Consider the following 19,378-nt stretch of genomic DNA (forward strand, 5'->3'; position numbering starts at 1 on the left):
CGCTCAGACCCGGCCGGCCGATAAGCGCGGGCGCGCGGCGAGGATCGCATCGGTGACGAGCTTGGCGGTCTCGGCGCAAGCTTGCGTGCCGCCATTGCCATATTGCTTCACCGCGTCGCCGACGCACCAGAGGCCCTCGATGCCGGTCTCGCGCGGCAGATCGTAGCCGGCGCAGCTGCGTTGCGCCGGCCAGTCGTCGCGCATCACCCGGATCGACAGGATCCTGGCCTGGTCAAAATTCGCGAACTGCTCGCGTAGATCCTCGAGCGCGAGCGCGACCTCCGTGTCCGGATCGAAATCGCCGAGCGCAGGCACCGGCACGGCATAGGCGACGTAGAGGTGCCAGCCGGGTGGCGCCAATTCCGGGCAGGTGGCAGAGAGGTTCGCCATGTTGCAGAGCCGGCGCGTCTTGCCGAAGGTGACGATACCGGGATGATTGATCAGCGGCTCGCGGCTCGCGACATTGATGACGATGTTGGCGGCCGGGCGCAGGTCGTTCTTCACCTTGGCGAGGTAGTCCGCCGGGAACGCCTCGCTGCCGGCAAGCGCGACCGTGGCCTTTGGCCCGGCATTGCTGATCACGAGATCGGTGTCGATCCGTACCCGCTCGCCATTCCTGAGCACGGTGACGCCCTCGACCTTGCCGTTGGCGGTGTGAATCGTGGTCGCAGGCGTTTGCAGCCAGATGTCGCCATTGCGCCTGACAGCGTTGCCGAGGCTGTTCCAGACCCCGATCGTGCCTTGCGGGCAGAAGCCGAACTTCTTGAAGGCGCCCTTGCTGGTGAAATAGGTGAGGAAGGCGCGGGCCGGCAGCTCGGCGGCGTTGCAGGCGAAAATCGCCGCGCAGAGATTGCGGAACAGCGCGTGCACCGTGGCGTTGCTGGTGTAGCCCTTCAGCCAGTCTTCGGTCGATTGCCGCCCGTCGGGCAGGTTGCCGGAGCGGGCGTCGGCGAATTTCTCCAGGATGCGCGAGGCTTGCTTGGTCAGTTGGCCGAGCAGCAGCGACCAGCCGCCGCGGCCGACATCGATCACCTTGCCGTCGATGAAGAACGAGCTCGCGGGCTCCGGCGCGCGGATGTCGAGCGGGGCGCCGACGGTGTGGAAGGTTTCCTCGAACACGCCACCGAACTCGATCGCGATCGCCCCGATATTGACCTTGAAGCCGTCGATCTCCTCGGTCGAGGCGCGGCCGCCGAGCCGGTCCTTGTCGTCGACGACGAGCGTATGCAACCCGCCATGGGCAAGGCGCGCCGCGGCGCACAGCCCGCCGGCACCGGCTCCGATCACGACAGCATCGATCTTCTGAGAATCCACGCACAACCTCCCTCGATGCCGCCGGGTTGGTCCCGGCGTGCGCAATCTGCTTGCTTGATGGAAGGCAGTCTAATATAATCCGACCGGTCGTTCAAATTATTTTTTGACGCAGGTCGCGTCATCGTGGGCGATCGAAGAGTTCTGGTGGATGGTGCCCGCAAAGGGGAGGAGAGCGTGCGGCGGCGGTAGTATAGAGAGACGGTAGTCGCCCGATTCCGGCGGCGCCGATGGTGCATGAGAGAGACGGCAATGGCGCGAACGCGCTCAGAGAATTACGACGAGATTCAGCGGGGCATTCTCACCACCGCCTGCGGCCTGTTCGCGCGGCAGGGCTATATGCGTGCCTCGATCGCCGACCTTGCGGATGCCTGCAAGCTGTCGCGCGGCGCGCTGTACCATTATTTCGATTCCAAGGAAGCGATCCTGTTCGCGATCCTCGACGCCCATATCCGCGAGATGATCGCGGATGTCGAGGCCGCGATGGCCGAAAAGGCGACGACGCTGGAGCAGTTCCGCGCCGCGATCCAGGCCATCGTCGCGCTGAATGCGCGTTCGAGCGACGAGCAGCGTGTGATCCTCAACGACCTCTCGTTCCTCGGCGAGACCGAGCAGGATGCGATCAAGGCGCTGGAGCGCCAGCTGGTCGACACGGTCTCGGATCTTCTGGTCAAGCTCGACAAGGAAGGCAAGATCGTCAAGCGGACCAAGAAAATCTACAGCATGATGCTGTTCGGCATCCTGAACTTCAGCCACACCTGGTACGATCCGAAGGGCGGGATCGATCCAGGGGAGTTCGCCGACATGGTGGTGGACCTGTTCCTGTACGGCTTCACCACGCCGGTGCCGGCAAAGGACGCCGCGCGGCCGCTCCGCCAGCGCGCCTGAGGCCGACGCGGCGCGCTTTGCGGCTGCGCGCCGATGATATCTCTCGCAGCGAGATATCTCTCGCAGCGATTATTCCTCATCTCGTCTGCACATCATCGTGAAGGCCGAGACGTTGTCCCGCGCGTAACGCGCGCACGGCGCGTTACGTAGTTCTGCCACGAACGCCGCAACAGCGGCCGATGATGGCATCGCAGCGAGGGAAGAAACATCCGCATGAATCTGTCGTTCAACATCGCCGAACAGGGCGAGGGGTCTTATCGAGCGCTCGCGATCCTGCGCTGGGTCATGGTCGTGATCTTCGTGTCGTTCGGCATGCAGAAATTCACGCTGCAGTCGGCGCAAGGCATCGCGCAGTTCATCAGCAACAGCCCGTTCATCTCGTGGCTGTCGGTGTTCGGTCTCCGAGGCGAGGCCTACGTGCTCGGGGTGGCCGAGTTCGGCATTGCGGTGCTGCTCGCCGCCGGCGCGTTCAGCCCGGTTCTCTCGGCGATCGGCTCGCTGATGGGCGTCATCACCTTCGCGGTGACGTGGTCGTTCTTCTTCACGACTCCCGGGGTGGTCAAATGGAGCCTGTCGACCGATCCGATGGCCTGGAACCTGGCCGGCGAGTTCCTGTTCAAGGACATCGTGCTGCTCTGCGTCTGCCTCGTGCTGCTATTGGCGTCGTTGCCGCGGTCGATCATCCGCTCGCGCGCCACATAGGCCTCGCGCGGCGCGATCGATGGTTAATCGATGTTTAACGAGGCATCGCGCGCATTCGGCATCTGGAACAGGACAAAACGTCGCGGACGACCGTGTCTTGAAAATCGAATCCAATCGGCTTATGCAACCTTCGATTGACGAATTGTTGCTAGGAAGAAACGTCCCCGGTTGGGAGCGGAATGTGACGAAGTCAGAAATATCCTTGGCCCGATCGGCAAGCGCCGATCTTGCCTTTTCGTCGCAGCCCACTCCCGTCATTTTCAAACGTCCCGCATTTTTTAGTTCGATTGCAGTTCCCGCACCGTGGCTGGAGTGGGAGGGCGGTCGCGATCGCGGCTTCCGGAAGTGACCACCGGAACAGCGATCGGGCCGCCCCGTCCCCAGCCGGGATGGTAACGGCGCAAGACGCGCAATCGTGAATTCGGACGCATCGGTTCCACCGCTAGGATCGTGATGTTGCCATCTCTCGATGGTGAACAGACTCGCTCGCGGGTTACATCGCAACATCGTCCTGATTTCGTTCTTCATGAGACAATGGCTCACCGTCCGGATCGCGGCCGTCCTGCTCGTCGTCGCTGTTGGCGTGCTCGGGGTGGCGCGCGCGGATTCCGACATGGATGCGCAGATCAGGGACATCGTCACGACGGAACTCGCGCCGACCGCGACTGCGGCCGACCCGGGCGGCCTCGCCGCGGCGGTCTATGCCGGCGGCCGGGTCGCCTTCTTCAACTACGGTTTCGCGGATGCCACAGCGAAGCGGCCGGTTACCCCGGACACGCTGTTCAATCTCGCCTCGTTGCGCAAGCTGTTCGAGGCGACGCTGGTCGCGCTCGGCACCGAGCGTGGCGAATTGCGGCTGGAAGATCCCGTCAACAAATATCTGCCCGAATTGCACGGCGACTACGTCAGCCGCGTCACCATCGGCGAACTCGTCAATCATACGTCCGGGCTGCTGCTGCCGACCGATCATCCGCCATGGCCGGTCGGGACCTTCAGCCGTGATCAGTTCATCGCGATGCTCAATGCGTGGACGCCGCTGGCAGGCGAGCGGCCGGGCAAGCAGCGCATCTACAGCCATGCCGGCTATGTGCTGCTGCAACTGGTGCTGGAGCGGCGCTACGACATGCCGATCGCGACGTTGATCGGGAGCCGTATCCTCAAGCCGCTCGGCATGACGTCGACCTTCGTTCCGGACCGCAGCGGAGACGACCGCGCGGGGATGGCGCCCGAGATGATGCAGCGTGTGGTTCAGGGCTACTCCCATGACGGCACGGCGATCGGTCCGCCCGGCAATCAGCAGCGTTACTATGATTTTCCGGGCACCGGCCAGATGTTCTCAACGGCGCGCGATCTCGGCACATTGCTGGGCGCCTGCCTCGATGGCGCGGTGATCGATCCCGAATTGCGCGCGGCGTTGCAGATGACCGAGCGTGAGAGCTTTCGCGTCGACGACAAGTTCGGCCAGGCGATGGGATGGGAGCATGTGCGGCTGGACGACGTCACCGTGATCGACAAGCCGGGCGGTCTCAATAATGCCTCAGCCTATGTTGGGCTGGTGCCCGCGCGCAGGCTCGGCATCGTGCTGCTCGCCAATCGCGGCGACTATCCGCACGAGATCGCGCGCTACAGAATTTTGCCGGCGCTCGCGCGACTCTAGTCGCAGGACGTGCCAGTCCAATGACACGGCCTGCGCGGCAGGGCAGGGGATGCATGCAAAAATCGCGATGGCGCGGAACCGTGATCGGCTGTATAAGCCGGTAGCTTCTTCTCTATTTTGAAGAGGCTGATATGACCGATCTGTATCCTGATTTGCACAATTGGCTTTCGCAACAGCCCCATGGGCTGCGAACCTTCAGGACCTTCCAGCAGAAACTCGAGATCCTCGGCAGGGACGACCCGGAGCAGCGCGGCGTTTGCCAGTTGCTGAGTGGTCTCGTCGGCAACTACGTCGAAACTTTCGACGAGGAGCCGCTGGCCGTTGCGGTCGCCGACCGCGCCTATGGCCGGCTGCTCGATCTCGTCGCAAGCCTTGATCTCAAGGGAAATCCCGACCGGCGCCTGGCCGACATCAACCGTATTGCGTCCTGCGATCTCCTGAACTGACCGCGGCGGCTTAGCGCCGCGTCGTCGCGAGCTCGCGATAGAGGGCGGCGTAGCGGCCGGCGCGATTGTGCCAGGAGACATCGGTGGCCATGCCGGCTTGCTGCAGCCGGCGCCACGTCACCTTGTCGTTGAACAGCAGGTTTGCCTTGCGCAAGCCATGGGCGAGCGCATCCGAGGTCACGGGTGCGAACTTGACGCCGGTCGGCGCATCGCCGGTGATCGCGACTTCGTCGAAGTCGAGCACGGTGTCGGCAAGGCCGCCGACATTGGCGACAACAGGTACCGCGCCGTAGCGCAGCGCGCACAGCTGGGTGAGGCCGCACGGCTCGAAGCGCGACGGCACCGCGAGCGCGTCCGCGCCGGCCTGGATCAGATGCGCCAGCGCCTCGTCGTAGCCGATCACGACCGCGATCCGTCCGGGATTGTCGTGCGCCAGCGCGGCGTAGCGATCTTGCAGGTCGCGATCGCCGCTGCCGAGCAGCGCGAGCTGGATGCCTTCGCCGAGCAGCGTCGGGATGTTGTCGAGCAGAAGGTCGAGGCCCTTCTGCCATGACAGCCGGCTGATGACGCCGAGCAGCATCGCATCCGGCGTGGGATCAAGCCCGAAGCGCCGCTGCAGCGCCGCCTTGTTGGCAGCGCGCTCCGCCGGCCGCTCGGCGCTGAAGCGCGCCGCGATGTCGGGATCGGTGGCCGGATTCCACACTGATATGTCGATGCCGTTGAGGATGCCGCTCAGCACATCGGCGCGTTCGCGCAAGAGGCCGCCGAGCCCCATGCCGCCCTCGTCGCTTTGAATCTCCCGCGCATAGGTCGGCGACACCGTGGTGATGCGGTCGGCGAATTGCAGGCCGGCCTTCAACAGGCTGATGGTGCCGTAATATTCGACGCCGTGCAGCGCGTAGGATTCGCCCGGCAGGCCGAACGCGGCAAGCATGTCCGGCGAGAACTGGCCTTGGTAGGCGAGGTTGTGCACGGTCATCACCGTGCCGGGGCGCGGTTGCCCGGCATAATGCAGGAGGGCGGGTGCGAGGCCCGCCTGCCAGTCATGCGCATGCACGATGTCGGGGACGAAGGAGGTGATCGCACCCTGGCCGATTTCCGCCGCCATCCGTGACAGCGCGGCAAAGCGGATGCCGTTGTCCGGCCAGTCGCGTCCGTCCGGGCCGACATAGGGATTGCCGGGCCGCGCATAGAGATGCGGCGCGTCCAGCGCGAACAGATCGAGGCCGTCATGCGTGCCGCCGAGCACGCGGATCGGCCCGCCGTAGAATTCCGGCCAGTGCAGCAGCGTCTCCGCCGAAGCCAGCGCCTTGAGCACGTCGGGATAGCCGGGCACCAGCGTCCGCGTCGTGACGCCGTGCTGCTTCAGCGCCGCCGGCAGCGCGCCGACCACGTCGGCGAGGCCGCCGGTCTTGATGATCGGGTAGACTTCCGAGGCGACTGCGAGGACGCGGATGGGCGTCATGTCCCTAGCCTGTCGATCATCGACTGTGTGATCAGCGTGACGCCTTGCTCGGTGGTGCGGAAGCGCTTGCCATCGAACTCGGGATCTTCGCCGACCACGAGCCCTTCCGGAATCCGCACCCCGCGATCGATCACGACGTTTCTGAGCCGGGCTCCGCGGCCGACATTCACATAGGGCATGATCACGGCATTCTCGATATTGGCGTAGGAATTGACGTGCACGCCGGTGAACAGCAGGGAGCGCCGCAGCGCCGCGCCCGAGATGATGCAGGCGCCCGAGACCAGCGAGGTCACCGCCTGGCCGCGCCGTCCGTCCTCGTCATGCACGAACTTGGCGGGCGGGGTGATCTCGGCATAGGTCCAGATTGGCCATGTGCGGTCATAGAGATCGAGCTCCGGCACGACATCCGTGAGGTCGATGTTGGCGCCCCAATAGGCGTCGACGGTGCCGACGTCGCGCCAGTAGGAGCGCGGATCGTCGCCGGAGCGGACGCAGGAATCGTTGAACTGATGCGCCACGGCCCGGCCGTGCTTGACGATATAGGGGATGATGTCCCTGCCGAAATCGTGGTTGGAATTCGGATCGGCGGCATCGCGGCGCAATTCATCGTACAGGAATTGCGAGTCGAACACGTAGATGCCCATGCTGGCGAGCGACTTGTCGGGCTTGCCGGGCATCGGCGGCGGATCGACCGGCTTCTCGAGGAAGGACTGGATCAGGCCGGTCTCGTCGATATGCATGATGCCGAAGCCGCTGGATTCCGTGCGCGGCATTTCGAGGCAGCCGACCGTGACGTCGGCGCCGCTCTCGACATGCTGCTTCAGCATCACCTCGTAATCCATCTTGTAGATGTGGTCGCCCGCGAGCACCAGAATGTATTTGGTGCCATGCGCCTCGAGGATGTCGATGTTCTGGTACACCGCATCCGCCGTGCCGAGATACCAGTTGGTCTCCGAGACGCGCTGGCTTGCGGGCAGGATATCGAAGCTCTCGTTTCGTTCCGGGCGGAAGAAGTTCCAGCCGCCCTGCAGATGCCTGATCAGGCTGTGCGCCTTGTACTGGGTCGCCACCGCGATACGGCGAATGCCGGAATTCACCGCGTTGGAGAGCGCGAAGTCGATGATGCGCGACTTGCCGCCGAAATAGACGGCCGGCTTGGCGCGCTTGTCGGTGAGCTCCTGGAGTCTGCTGCCGCGTCCGCCGGCCAGCACATAGGCGAGGGCGTGACGCGACAAGGGTTCATTTCCGACGGATCTCATGGTCATCCTCCCAGAACTTCAGGCGTGGCCCCGCTGCCTTCTCTTGTCCGGAAGGCCTGATCGGGCGCCAACGGGGCCGATTGGGAACGTAGCAAGTGCATCCCGGTTGAGCAAAGCGGATGGCGAGCTTTCGTTCCCCGAATCCCGTCTCCCGGAGATCGGGGTTGCGGGCCGGTTAAAGCTATTGACGAGGCGCGATTTCGGCCTAGAGCAAGCCTGCCCGTTTCCTGCCGAGGCCAGCATTCCATGACACTTGCTTCCGTCACGCCCCAGAACATCCGCGCAACGCTGCTGCTGCGCCGGGAGATCGCGCTGCTCGACGTCAGGCATGAAGCGGAATTCGCCACCGGCCATCCGTTGTTCGCCGCCAACATGGCGGCCGGCCGGATCGCGCTCGAAGCCGAGCTGCGACTGCCGCGCAAGGACGTGCCGATCGTCCTTTATGACAATGGCGAGGGGCTGGTCGCGGCCGCGGCCGACCAGTTGCGGGCGCTGGGCTACAGCGACGTTGCTGCGCTTGCGGGCGGCTTGCAGGGCTGGAAGGCGGCCGGTTACGAGGTGTTCGAGGACGTCAATTCCTACGCCAAGGCGTTCGGCGAGCTGGTCGAGTCGCGCAGGCACACGCCGTCGCTGAGCGCCGATGAGGTCGCCGCGCTGATATCGGACAAGGCCAATATCGCGATCCTCGATGTCCGCCGCTTCGACGAATATGCCACCATGAACATCCCGGGCTCGGTCAGCGTGCCCGGCGCCGAGCTGGTGCTGCGCGCAGGGCGCGCGGCGCCCGATCCCGACACCACCATCATCGTCAACTGCGCCGGCCGCACCCGCTCGATCATCGGCACGCAGTCGCTGATCAATGCCGGACTGCCCAACAAGGTGCGGGCGCTGCGCAACGGCACGATCGGCTGGACGCTGGCGAAGCACGATCTCGAGCACGGCGCCAGCAAGCGCGGCGGCATCGGTCCGTTCGAGGGCGCAGGCGACAATGCGCGCGACGTCGCCTATCGCGCCGGCGTCCGTCACATCGGGATCGATGAACTCGCCGCGCTGGACGAGGACGCGCACTATACGCTGTATCGCTTCGACGTGCGCGATGCCGAGGAATACACGGCCGGTCACCTTGCCGGCTTCCGCCACTATGCCGGCGGCCAGCTGGTGCAGGAAATCGACATGGCCGCGCCCGTGCGCGGCGCGCGCATCGTGCTGACCGACGACAAGAACATCCGCGCCGACATGACGGCGTCCTGGCTCGCGCAGATGGGCTGGGAGGTCTATGTGCTGGACGGCGGCTATGACGGCCGGCTCGAAGTCGGATCGCCGCGCCTCGTGCCGCGGCCCGATCCCGCGCACCGCTACCGGCGGCCCTATGAAGGCACCGGCGTCGCGGAGCAGGCGATGCAGGCTTATCTCGATTGGGAGTACGGCCTCGTCGACCAGCTGCGTCGCGACGGCACGCACGGGTTCTATGTGATCTAGCAGATGACGTGGTGACGGCGGTACGATCGCATCCGTCGGTGCCGCGTCGCAGGGGCGACTGCCAAAATATCGAAAACAACCCCATGCAAAGGAGCCGGTGGCTGCCGGCGGACACGGCAACTTGACTCGTCGGGCAAATCAGCGGTACTCTTCCATTATTCAGAAATCATGCCGGCATGGTCGTCCCTCCCTAGTGCGCAATTGCGCACTAGGCAGGGACGACGTGTTGGAGGAGCCGCGGGCTCTCATCTCTCCGGTGCCATACCCCGCACAGGCATCCAGTACGGCGCGGCCTTTAAGCACGAACGCCGTGAGGAGTCGGATCGCATCTATCGATGCGACCCGACCTAACAGCGAGCTTCGCTCGTCTCGACCCCGCAAGCCGGGGAGATACACCGAGTTTGCTGCGAAGCGTAACCGAGCCCGCCGCTATTTCGGCAGCGCGATCGGCGTCAGCTTGAACGGGCCGGGGTCCTTGCCCTTGTTGTCGCCGATCACGTAGGACAGCTTGCCCTCGGCGATCCAGCCGACATCGCCGACCTGCGTCACCGAGACCGGCTCGGCGAGACCATCCTTGATGGTGTCGATGGTGGCCTCGCTGCCCTTCACCGTGACCTTGTCGAGCTTGCCGTTGCCCTCGATCAGCAGGAAACCACCGCCATGCGCCCGCAGCGCGTCGGCGTGGTCGAGCGGCCGCGACGGCTTCAGCTCGGTCACGGCGCCGGCCTTGCCGTCCTTCACCTCGATCTTGAACAGCTTGGCCGGAATGAAGGTCGTGACGTAAAGATTGCCGTCGGCGCCGATCGCGATGCCGTCGAGCCCGACGCCGTCCTTGGCGGGCGCGAGCTGCGGATCGGTCGCGAACGTCGCCAGCGCCGTACCGCCGGGCGTCAGGCTGTAGACGAACGGCGCAAAGGAATCGCTCACATAGGCGGTGCCGTCCGCACCGACCACGATGTCGTTGCAGAACGATTTCGGATCGCTCAAGGCAAAGCTGCCCTTCGGCGCGCCGCTCTTGAGATCGAAGGTTTTCAGCCAGGCGCCCTTGGTGTCGCTTGGCCCCGCAACGCCCATCGCGCTGATGTCGTTGGAGCAGACATAGAGCGTGCCGCTCTTCTCGTCGGCGAGCACGCCGAGCGTCGAGCGGCTGTTGGCGGCGCCCGGCTTGACCAGTTGCTCGGCCTTGCCGCCCGAGATCTTCGTCACGCCGCCATGGTTGAAGCTGCCGACGTAAAGTGTCCCGTCGGAGGTCGAGGTCACGCTTTCCGGAAAACTCTTGTCGGGAACGCCGACCGGAGCCGTTTCGGCGCGCACTGCGCCGGCGGTGCCAAGTGCAAGAATGATGGCCGCAGCGCTAGCTAGCGATGCGCGGCGGATCGTGAGCAGTTCTCCCGTTGCGCGCGGACGTCCCGCGTCGCCTTTGTTTTTTATCATGATCGCGTTTCCTCAATGAACCTGTTTGGGCCAGGCAGAATTTTCTTGGCGATCGTCTCCGGTCGATGGTTGTTGTCTGCAGGGTTCCCGACCGGATCGTTCACCCGCCTGCCTTGTCGTCTCGATATATACGATAGTATATAGCGTGAGGGAAGCAGCGGAGAGGAAGCTGCGACCGCTGGAGAGCGCGTCATGGAACGAGAATTGACGTCGCACCACCAATGCGTGTGCTGCGGTGGCATTATCGAGGGGATCGTCGACGATGATGCGGTTGGCCTCGATGCACGGATTTGCTTGTTTACGGATGAGTGTGCGTTCGTCTGCAACGAATGCACCGCGAGCCTGATCGCGGCCGCAGCACGGCGCAGGCAGGAAACGGTTCGCGGCAATAGACGAGGGTGAGGGAACTCAATCCGGGCTGAAGGCGTCGTAGACCAGCTTGCGGAACGCGGGCGTGATGCGCTGGCGCTCGTTCTGGGTCTGCTCGAGCATGATGTAGATCATGTCGAGCTTCGGATCGACGCCGAAATAGGTGCCGCTGCCGCTGTCCCATTTCAACTCGCCGATCGAGCCCGGTGGTGGCGGCTTGGCAATGCCGGGATCGGTGCGCACGGCAATGCCGTAGCCATAGCCAAAGCCGTCGCCGGGGAAGTACCAGTAGTCGCGGCCGACGCCGGAGCCCGGCCCGATATGGTCCGTCGTCATGGCCTTGAAGGCTGCGGGGCTGAGATAGCGCTTGCCGTCGAGCTCGCCGCCATTGAGCAGCATCTGCGCGAAGCGCGCATAGTCGAGGATGGTCGATACCAGGCCGCCGCCGCCGGATTCCCACTCCGGATGCGCGCGCCGGTCATTCTCCCCCTCGATCAGGATCGTGTCCGAGGGCAGCGGCTCCGCCAGCCGCGTCCGTTCGGTCTCGGCGTCGAGCACGTATGTGGTGTCCTTCATCCCCAGGGGATCGAAGATGCGCTGCTTCTCGAACTGATAGAGCGTCTTGCCCGAGACGATCTCGATCACCCGGCCGAGCACGTCGGTGGAATGACCGTAACGCCACAGCGTACCGGGCTGCCGCGACAGCGGCAGCTTGGCCAGCCGCGCCACGAATTCCTTGTTGTCGAACTTGCCGTCGAAGAGATGTCCCGCGCGGTAGATCTTCTGGATCCAGTCGGCGCCGATATATTCGTAGGTGATGCCCGAGGTGTGCCGCATCAGGTCCTCGATCGTGACCGGGCGGATCGGCGGCACCAGCTCAACCTTGGCCGGATCGTTTCCACCGTCCGGTTCGATCGCGACCTTTACGTCAGCGAAGGCCGGGATGTATTTCGACAGCGGATCCTGCGGCGACAGTCTGCCTTCGTCGACCAGCATCATCGCGGCGGTGTTGGTGATCGGCTTGGTCATCGAATGCAGCGCGAACATCGTGTCCGGCCGCATCGGCGATTTGGTCGTGACGTCGCGATAGCCGAAGGTCTTCAGATAGACCGGCTTGCCGTGCTGCTGGATCAGGATGACTGCGCCCGGAATTTTTCCTGTCGCAACCTCGTTGTCAAAGAATGAGGTGATGCGTTCGAGTTTTTCCGGCACCGGGGCAGGGGCATCGGAGGCGCGCGCCCCGCCTGATATGACAACTGCAAGACAACCGATCGCGGTCACTGCCCCGCGAAGCGTCAGCACAGCACGGTGGACTGCCCGATCATATCCGCATGACATTGAAAAGCCTGCCCCTGCCTGATGCCCTGAGCGCAGAGTTTTAACGGCGTGCGCCCCCGCGCACCATAATCATTTTGGAGCGAATTTATTCCCGGCGATGGCCGGAATTATACGATTTGGGTAGCGCCGACCGGCGTGCGCACCGCATTCGACAGCACCTGCAGCGCCTGGCTCAGTTCGGCGCGGTTGCGCGCGGCGCCCAGCGACACGCGCAGGCCGCGCGGCGCGGCTTCGCCCGCCGCAAAGGCGCCTTCGCCGACCACGGCGAGGCCGTTGCGCATCAGATGCGACAACAGGTCGGTGCCGTCTAAATGTTTCGGCAGCGGCATCCAGAGATGGTGGCTCGCCGGCCGCGCCGCATAGCTGACGCCCTTGAGGAAGCGGGCTGCAAGCTGCTGGCGCGCCGCGGCCTCGTTGCGAATGGCGCGGATGATGTCGGCGGCGACGCCCGAACGCAGCCATTGCGTGACCAGCGCGACCATCAAGGATGGCGGCATCTGCATGGTGGCCTGCATGCCGGCGCGCATGCGCTGCTCGGCGCTCGCATCCGGCGCCAGCAGATAGGCGACGCGCAAGGCCGGCGCGATGCATTTGGCGATGCTCGCGGCAAGGTAGGTGCGTTCCGGAATCAGCGTGGCGATCGGCGCCATTTGCGGTTCGAGCGGCCCGTAGACGTCGTCCTCGATCAGGACGCAGCCGCGCTTGCTGATGATATCGGCGATCGCCTTGCGTCTGATCGCGCTCATCGTCGCCGTGGTCGGGTTTTGCTGTGTCGGCACCAGATAGACCGCCTTCGGCTTGTGCTTGCGGCAGGCCTCGTCGAGCGCGTCGGGCCGCGCGCCCTCGGCGTCCATCGCAACCCCGACCAGGCGGACATCGAGCCGCGCCGCCGCGGCCTTGATGCCGGGAAACGTCAGCGCCTCCGTCACCACGACATCGCCCGGCGATGTCAGCGCCAGCAGCGCGTTGAAGATGATCGCCTGCGAACCCGGATAGATCACGATGCGGTCGGCCGAGGCTTGCGGCACCCGCGGCGCGAGCCACGCCGCGCCGGCCTCGCGCTCCTCAGTGGTGCCGCCGGGAGGTGCATAGCCGAGATAGGCGGAGAACCCGGCCTCGGAGCGGATGGTCGCAAGTCCCTGCGCGATGCGCAGGTCGAGATTGGCCTCGACCGGCTGCGGCGGCAGGTTCATCGACAGGTCGATGTTGACGGGCGCAGGCAGGTCGGAGGCGGCGCGCGCGGTGGTCTCCGAGACGAACGTGCCCTGGCCGACGCGGGCGTCGAGCAGTCCGCGCCGCCGCGCCTCGCCATAGGCGCGCGTCACCGTGGTCAGATCGATATCGAGTGCCGAGGCCAGCGCGCGATGGGTCGGCAGCCGCTGACCGCGGACCAGCCGGCCGCTCGCGATGTCGGCGGCCAGCGCATCGACGATGCGCAGGAACATCGGGCCGTGCCATTCCGAAACTGTAGGGATCCAATCCATGCAATCTGACGCTTTGTCTTTGATTGTAGGTGTTCGATTACATATTGTATGGATCATCAGATCAAGTCAAGGACAACGGCCAAAGGAAAACGACGATGACCGAGACGGTTTCCCTGCCAAAGGCGATGTGGCGCGGCTTCACCATGAAGTGCCCGAACTGCGGGCGCGGCCATCTGTTCGGCCGCTTCCTCAAAGTCGCCGATCACTGTGAAGTCTGCAGTGAGGACTTCACCCCGCAGCGCGCCGACGATTTCCCGGCCTATCTCGTGATCGTCGTGGTCGGCCACGTCGTGGTGCCGGCGTTGCTGTGGCTCGAGATGAACTACGCGCCGCCGGCCTGGCTGCAACTTGCGATCTGGCTGCCGGTCACGCTGTTCAGCGCACTCGCGCTGCTGCAGCCGACCAAGGGCGCGATCGTGGGCCTGCAGTGGCAGCTCGGGATGGAGGGATTCGCGGCGACGCGGCGTGCGGTGGCGCCCGCCCGGGCGCAAAGCAGCGTCGGACGGAGTCGCGAAGCCTGACGCGATCTCAGAATCGTAGCCCGGATGAGCGAAGCGACATCCGGGAACAGCAGCCCCGCATATCGCTCCGCTCATGCGGGCTACAGCAGCGGGTCAAGTCAGGATCGTAGCCCGGATGGAGCGAAGCGCAATCCGGGGTTCGTGCCGCAGGTAAAAGCGTCCCGGATTTCGCTTCGCTCCATCCGGGCTACGGATCATCAAATCGGATGATGATGCGGCCGGAACATCCGGCCCTTCTCCGTCACCAATACGACGGCGAGCGCGGCCAGCGTGCAGAGGAAGAAGCCGGTCGCGAACGGCGCTAGCGTGCCGTCGTAATCCTGGCCAATCGTGATGCCGATGCCGATCCCGAGCAACGTCGTGATCGTGCCGTACAGCGATGACGCGGTGCCGGCGATCTTGCCCTGCGGCTCCATCGCGAGCGCCGTGAAATTCGCCATCATCAGCCCGAACGCGAACATCATCAGGCCCGACAGCACCATGAACAGCGGCAGCGACAGCGTGCCGGTCTTCACCGCCAGCAGCAGGGCGCCTGCGACGACGGCAAAGCCGGTCAGCGCGGCGTGCGAGATCACCCGCATGCCGATGCGGCCGACGATGCGCGAATTGAGGAATCCGGCGATCGCGACGCCGACCGCGCAGCCCGCGAACGCGACCGGGAAGTAATGCCCGAGCTTGAAGATCTCGGTGAAGATCTGCTGCGAGGAGAACACGAAGGCAAACAGCGAGCCCTGCACGCCGCCGGCGGCGAGCGCATAGCCGAACGTCTGGCGGTTTGTGACGGTCTGACGGAACGCGGACAAGACCTCCGGGATCGCCAACGACTTGCGCAGCTCCCTGGGCAGCGTCTCCGGCATCCGCATCGCACTCCAGGCCAGCGCGATCACGCCATAGATCATCAGCAGCACGAAGATGCCGCGCCAGTGCGTCAGCAGCATCACCGCCTGGCCGAATGACGGCGCGATGACAGGCACCGCGATGAACACCATCATCGCCAGCGACATCACGCTCGCCATCCGCCGTCCCGCGTAGCAGTCGCGCACGATCGAGGTCGCGATCACGCGGGTTGCCGCGGTGCCGAGCCCTTGCAGCGCGCGCGCCAGCAGCAGCGTCTCGAACGAGGGCGCCATGATCGCGAGCAGGCCAGCGATGGTGTAGACGGTCATGCCGCCGAGCAGCACCGGGCGGCGGCCGAAGCGGTCCGACAGCGGGCCCATCACGAACTGACCGACGCCGAAGCCGACCAGGAAGATCGACAGCACCATCTGCGGACGGTTGGCGTCGGTGATCTGGAACGCGGAACGGATGTTCGGCAGCGCCGGCAGCATCATGTCCATCGCCAGCGGGTTCAGCGCCATGATGGAGGCGATGACGACGACGAATTCCGGGAAGCCCATCGGGCGGTGGCCTGAAGAAACCCAGGCATCGGCATTGATATCAGACACTTAGCAACCTCTTGGGAATCCTCGCATCGTAGCGATCTTGCTGCGATGCACAATCGGCGTTTCGGGATGGCAGCCCGCCGATCGCGGTCGAGGTAACGGGGTCGGGAACCGGGGCCAAAAGCACAATTTGTCGAATATCGTTGCGACTGCAACTATTTTTCTCGTGCCGCGCGGAAACCTCTGCTAATCCCGGGGCCAGCATCCGTGCGGGGCAGGCGCATCGCCGCCGACCACGCCCGCGCGGCCAAGAACAGGTTCAAGAACGGGTTTGGGGAGGCGACATGTCCATCGAATTGTCCGCGCGCTCGCGCGGCGCTGAACTGTCGGATGAGGAGCGCAAGGTCCTCACCGCAACGCTCGTCGGCACCACCATCGAGTGGTACGACTTCTTCGTCTACGCCCAGGCGGCGGGCCTGGTGTTCGGCGCGCTGTTCTTCGCGCCGATGAACGCGAACAATCCGCTGCTGGCGCAGATCGTGTCGTTCGCGACGCTCGGCCTTTCCTTCCTGTTCCGCCCGTTAGGCGCCATCGTCTGCGGCCATCTCGGCGACCGCTTCGGGCGCAAGAACATGCTCGTCGTCACGCTGCTGTTGATGGGGGCGGCGACCGCGCTGGTCGGCCTGCTGCCGACCTACGCGCAGATCGGCGCCTGGGCGCCGGCGCTCCTCATTCTCCTGCGCATCCTGCAAGGCTTCTCGGCCGGCGGCGAGTGGGGCGGCGCGGCGCTGATGTCGGTGGAATCGGCTCCCGTCGACAAGCGCAGCTTCTTCGGCTCGTTCCCGCAGATCGGCACGCCGCTCGGCATGATCCTGGCGACCGGCGTGCTGTGGGTGCTCACCGCGACGCTCGGCAAGCAGGCGATGATCGAGTGGGGCTGGCGGATTCCGTTCCTGCTGTCGATCGTGCTGATCGTCGTCGGCATCGTGATCCGACGCACGGTCGAAGAGTCTCCGGTGTTCAAAGCGATGCAGCGGCGGCACAAGGAATCCTCCGCGCCGCTCAAGGAGCTGATGCGCAATCATGCCAAGGAGATCCTGCGCACGGCCTTGATCTTCATGGCCAACAATGCGGCCGGCTACATCCTGATCGCGTTCATCATCAGCTACGGCGCCAATACGCTGAAGATGCCGTCCGAGCATCTGCTGCTGATCGGCACGCTAGCTGCAGTAAGCTGGTTCATCTTCACGCTGCTCGGCGGCATCCTCGGCGACAAGATAGGCCGCGTGCGCTGCTTCCAGATCGGTTACACCCTGATGGTGCTGTGGGCGGTTCCGATGTGGTTCTTGATCGACAGCAAGAACCTCTTGCTGTTCTTCGTCAGCGCCGTCGGGCTCACCATTGCGCTCGGCCTGTCCTACGGCCCGCAGGCGGCGCTTTATGCCGAGCTGTTTCCGGCCAAGGTGCGCTATTCCGGCGTCTCGATCGGCTATGCGCTCGGCGCCATTTTCGGCGGCGCCTTCGCGCCGATGATCGCGCAGTGGATCATCGGCACCTACGGCCAGTCCTGGCGCGTCGGCGTCTACATTGCGGTGCTGTCGTTGATCTCGCTGATCACGGTGTCGACGATCAAGGATCCGCAGGGCGTCGATCTGAACGTGCACGACGCGGGAGCGTAGGCACGGCAGGGCGGATGAGCTGCAAGGCGTCATCCGCCACGGCTCCAGTGTCGCGGTGGATTACGCTTCCGCCTTCGCTCGCTGAGCTACGGCGGACGAGTCGCTGATCCACCCTACGCAGCGGTGCATCGCTGGCAGCACCGCACCGTCGGGCGCGGTCATTCAGATGCGGGCGCCGCGGTTGTAGCCGTCGACGAGCTGATTGTAGTCGCGCATCAGCCGCGCCGGCGATCCTTCCACCATCCAGCCGGCGCCGGCGTTGCTCAGCATCATCTTCTCACCTGAGCTGTAAGGCACCTTGTCCCGAACGCGGCGCATGAGCTGCTTCGCCGTGGTGAGGAATGATTTGGCGCTGCCGATGAACATCGAGCCGAGCTTGGCGTCGCCGTCCTTGCCCGAGGCCTCGTCCATTGCCTTCACCGTGGCCTCATACTCGTTGAGCGCCTGGGTTATCGCGTCGAGGTTGGGTTTGTCGGCCTGCTGCGCGCGAAGCACGCGTTTGGCCTGGATCATCAGGGCCTCGACATAGTAGTGCGACTTGCGGCCTTCGCTGGCCTCGATCGCGGCCAGCTGCTCGGCGGCGCGCTTGTCATTGATGGCCTCGACGCCGGCGCGCAGCGCCTTGTCGGCGCCGGCAAACGAATCCCAGGCCGCGACCAGGCGCGGGTGCAGCGCCTTGCCCTTGGCCATCTTGTCGTCCTTGTAGTTCTCCTGGGTGTAGTAGTCGTCCGCCTCCTTCAACAGCGGCTCAAGCGTGGTGACGGCTGCAACATACGCGTTCGCGGCGGCTTCAAGCTCGGCGTCGTGCGGGTCCGTTGCATTGGCAGCCGCGACGCTCGCCTTGCAGTCGGACGTGTCGTAGATCGTGTAGGTCCCGTAGATGATCCGCTCCTTGCCGGTCGGACCGCTCTTGGCGGCCCAGGAAAAGTAGCGTTCGCGGGATTCGTACGAGCGCGCCGAGAGACGGTTGATGCACCCGACATAGGCGTTCAGCTTGTGCGTCAGTTGCGCGGCGGAGGCGCTCGCCGATGACGCAGGCGGGGCCTGTTGGGCGGCGGCAGGTTCGAGGAAAGCAACGATGGCTGCAAGCGCAAGGAAAGGGGTATTTCGCATCGGTAGTTTGCCCTCGTCTCGGCCGGAAGTTGGCCGCCTCAGCCTGGAAAGCTTATGTGACGACAGAAGGTGACGTCACACGAGTCTCCGCCGAGACCGCGAGGCACACTATCGATAGACTTGTTTGTCGGCTACGGGCTAACAGCCACTACCGCCGAACCCAGCGATCATGGATCGCGCCTACGCGATTCTCAGCATCGCCTTCAGCTTCTTGACCGCGCTGTCGGGCGTCGTGAGTACTTCGCGTCCGGTCACTTCAGCGACGCGCTCGGCGGCCGGGGCCATGCTGTACTGCGCGAGCGCGATCAGATCGCAGTCGCGCAAGTCCCTGGACGCCTCGACCACGATGCGGTCATGCTCGGCGCGGTCGCCGCGGTCGCCGCGGTCGAGCGCCGCCAGCGCGCCCTCGGCAAGCTTCGGCACCAGCGTGACCTGTGACGGAAATTCCGGGGGCATCGAGACCAGCGTCGGCGGAAAGGTCGAGAGCAGGCCGATCCGCTGGCCCTTCGCGACCGCCTGTTCGATCATCGCCTCGTTCGGCTTCAGCACCGGCATCGGCGCGTGCTCGCGCGCCACCGCCTCGATGCACGGCCCGAACGCCGAGCAGGTGAACAGAATGCCATTGGCGCCGGTGCTGACAGCATAGCGGCCCATGGTCAGAAACCGCTCGGTCATGCGCTCGTCAAGCTTGCCGTCGCGCGCGAGGTCCGCCGACAGGCTGTCGTCGAGCAGGTTCATCAGCCGCGCCTCCGGCCAATGTCGTGCGAATGATGCCTCGATCGGCACGATCGAGTGTTTCAGGGCGTGAATCAGGGTGATGCGCATCGATGTTTCTTGCTCTCCCTCTCCCC

Annotated in this window: 17 protein-coding genes; 8 read left to right on the forward strand and 9 right to left on the reverse strand. The window is 64.8% G+C overall.

Annotated elements, in window-relative coordinates; all coding sequences use genetic code 11:
* Positions 1–3: 3 nt before the first annotated feature.
* Positions 4–1,314 (reverse strand): phytoene desaturase family protein, encoded by a 1,311-nt coding sequence (locus ACE10X_RS12465; RefSeq protein ID WP_375764199.1) that lies wholly within the window; start codon positions 1,312–1,314, stop codon positions 4–6.
* Positions 1,315–1,563: 249 nt separating this feature from the next.
* On the opposite strand from ACE10X_RS12465, the gene ACE10X_RS12470 reads away from it, so the two are divergent.
* From ACE10X_RS12470 to ACE10X_RS12485, 4 genes are all read left to right on the forward strand, one after another.
* Positions 1,564–2,199, forward strand: a complete 636-nt coding sequence (locus ACE10X_RS12470; RefSeq protein ID WP_038387392.1) for a TetR/AcrR family transcriptional regulator — start codon at positions 1,564–1,566, stop codon at positions 2,197–2,199.
* A 213-nt stretch (positions 2,200–2,412) separates the two neighbouring features.
* The gene (locus ACE10X_RS12475) at positions 2,413–2,901 is read left to right on the forward strand and encodes a DUF417 family protein (RefSeq protein ID WP_038387391.1); all 489 of its coding nucleotides are present in this window, start codon (positions 2,413–2,415) and stop codon (positions 2,899–2,901) included.
* Between the two features lie 526 nt (positions 2,902–3,427).
* Entirely contained in the window at positions 3,428–4,558 is a 1,131-nt protein-coding gene (locus tag ACE10X_RS12480) for a serine hydrolase (protein ID WP_080583517.1), read from the forward strand.
* A gap of 131 nt (positions 4,559–4,689) precedes the next feature.
* Entirely contained in the window at positions 4,690–5,004 is a 315-nt protein-coding gene (locus ACE10X_RS12485) for a hypothetical protein (RefSeq protein ID WP_038387390.1), read from the forward strand.
* A gap of 10 nt (positions 5,005–5,014) precedes the next feature.
* On the opposite strand, the gene glgA is transcribed toward ACE10X_RS12485, so the two are convergent.
* A complete protein-coding gene (glgA, locus tag ACE10X_RS12490) occupies positions 5,015–6,469 on the reverse strand; it encodes a glycogen synthase GlgA (protein ID WP_038387389.1) in 1,455 nt (484 codons plus the stop codon).
* Complete coding sequence (gene glgC / locus ACE10X_RS12495) at positions 6,466–7,728, reverse strand: glucose-1-phosphate adenylyltransferase (protein WP_038387399.1); 1,263 nt, start codon at positions 7,726–7,728, stop codon at positions 6,466–6,468. Before glgC ends, glgA begins: the two co-directional genes overlap by 4 nt.
* A 246-nt stretch (positions 7,729–7,974) precedes the next feature.
* On the opposite strand from glgC, the gene ACE10X_RS12500 reads away from it, so the two are divergent.
* On the forward strand, positions 7,975–9,207 hold the full coding sequence (locus ACE10X_RS12500) for a rhodanese-like domain-containing protein (RefSeq protein WP_038387388.1): 1,233 nt from the start codon (positions 7,975–7,977) through the stop codon (positions 9,205–9,207).
* A 429-nt stretch (positions 9,208–9,636) separates the two neighbouring features.
* On the opposite strand, the gene ACE10X_RS12505 is transcribed toward ACE10X_RS12500, so the two are convergent.
* A complete protein-coding gene (locus ACE10X_RS12505) occupies positions 9,637–10,641 on the reverse strand; it encodes a hypothetical protein (protein WP_375764200.1) in 1,005 nt (334 codons plus the stop codon).
* A 192-nt stretch (positions 10,642–10,833) separates the two neighbouring features.
* On the opposite strand from ACE10X_RS12505, the gene ACE10X_RS12510 reads away from it, so the two are divergent.
* Positions 10,834–11,043: a hypothetical protein gene (locus ACE10X_RS12510; RefSeq protein ID WP_157788196.1), complete on the forward strand. Its 210-nt coding sequence runs from the start codon at positions 10,834–10,836 to the stop codon at positions 11,041–11,043.
* A 6-nt stretch (positions 11,044–11,049) separates the two neighbouring features.
* Here the strand turns inward: ACE10X_RS12510 and ACE10X_RS12515 are convergent, their stop codons facing one another.
* On the reverse strand, positions 11,050–12,348 hold the full coding sequence (locus ACE10X_RS12515; RefSeq protein ID WP_375764201.1) for a serine hydrolase domain-containing protein: 1,299 nt from the start codon (positions 12,346–12,348) through the stop codon (positions 11,050–11,052).
* A 107-nt stretch (positions 12,349–12,455) separates the two neighbouring features.
* On the reverse strand, positions 12,456–13,832 hold the full coding sequence (locus ACE10X_RS12520; RefSeq protein WP_304556604.1) for a PLP-dependent aminotransferase family protein: 1,377 nt from the start codon (positions 13,830–13,832) through the stop codon (positions 12,456–12,458).
* Between the two features lie 95 nt (positions 13,833–13,927).
* Between ACE10X_RS12520 and ACE10X_RS12525 the strand changes: the two genes are divergently transcribed.
* Entirely contained in the window at positions 13,928–14,353 is a 426-nt protein-coding gene (locus ACE10X_RS12525; protein WP_038388674.1) for a DUF983 domain-containing protein, read from the forward strand.
* A 197-nt stretch (positions 14,354–14,550) separates the two neighbouring features.
* Here the strand turns inward: ACE10X_RS12525 and ACE10X_RS12530 are convergent, their stop codons facing one another.
* Positions 14,551–15,798 (reverse strand): multidrug effflux MFS transporter, encoded by a 1,248-nt coding sequence (locus tag ACE10X_RS12530; protein ID WP_038388675.1) that lies wholly within the window; start codon positions 15,796–15,798, stop codon positions 14,551–14,553.
* Between the two features lie 281 nt (positions 15,799–16,079).
* Here ACE10X_RS12530 and ACE10X_RS12535 point away from each other — a divergent pair, with 281 nt between their 5' ends.
* Complete coding sequence (locus tag ACE10X_RS12535; RefSeq protein ID WP_038388676.1) at positions 16,080–17,414, forward strand: MFS transporter; 1,335 nt, start codon at positions 16,080–16,082, stop codon at positions 17,412–17,414.
* A gap of 162 nt (positions 17,415–17,576) precedes the next feature.
* On the opposite strand, the gene ACE10X_RS12540 is transcribed toward ACE10X_RS12535, so the two are convergent.
* Complete coding sequence (locus tag ACE10X_RS12540; protein ID WP_038388677.1) at positions 17,577–18,527, reverse strand: YiiG family protein; 951 nt, start codon at positions 18,525–18,527, stop codon at positions 17,577–17,579.
* A 180-nt stretch (positions 18,528–18,707) separates the two neighbouring features.
* The gene (locus tag ACE10X_RS12545; RefSeq protein WP_375764202.1) at positions 18,708–19,352 is read right to left on the reverse strand and encodes an aspartate/glutamate racemase family protein; all 645 of its coding nucleotides are present in this window, start codon (positions 19,350–19,352) and stop codon (positions 18,708–18,710) included.
* Between the last annotated feature and the right edge of the window lie 26 nt (positions 19,353–19,378).

This window comes from Bradyrhizobium sp. Pha-3 (genome assembly GCF_042258325.1).
GTDB classification, from domain to species: Bacteria; Pseudomonadota; Alphaproteobacteria; order Rhizobiales; family Xanthobacteraceae; genus Bradyrhizobium; species Bradyrhizobium elkanii.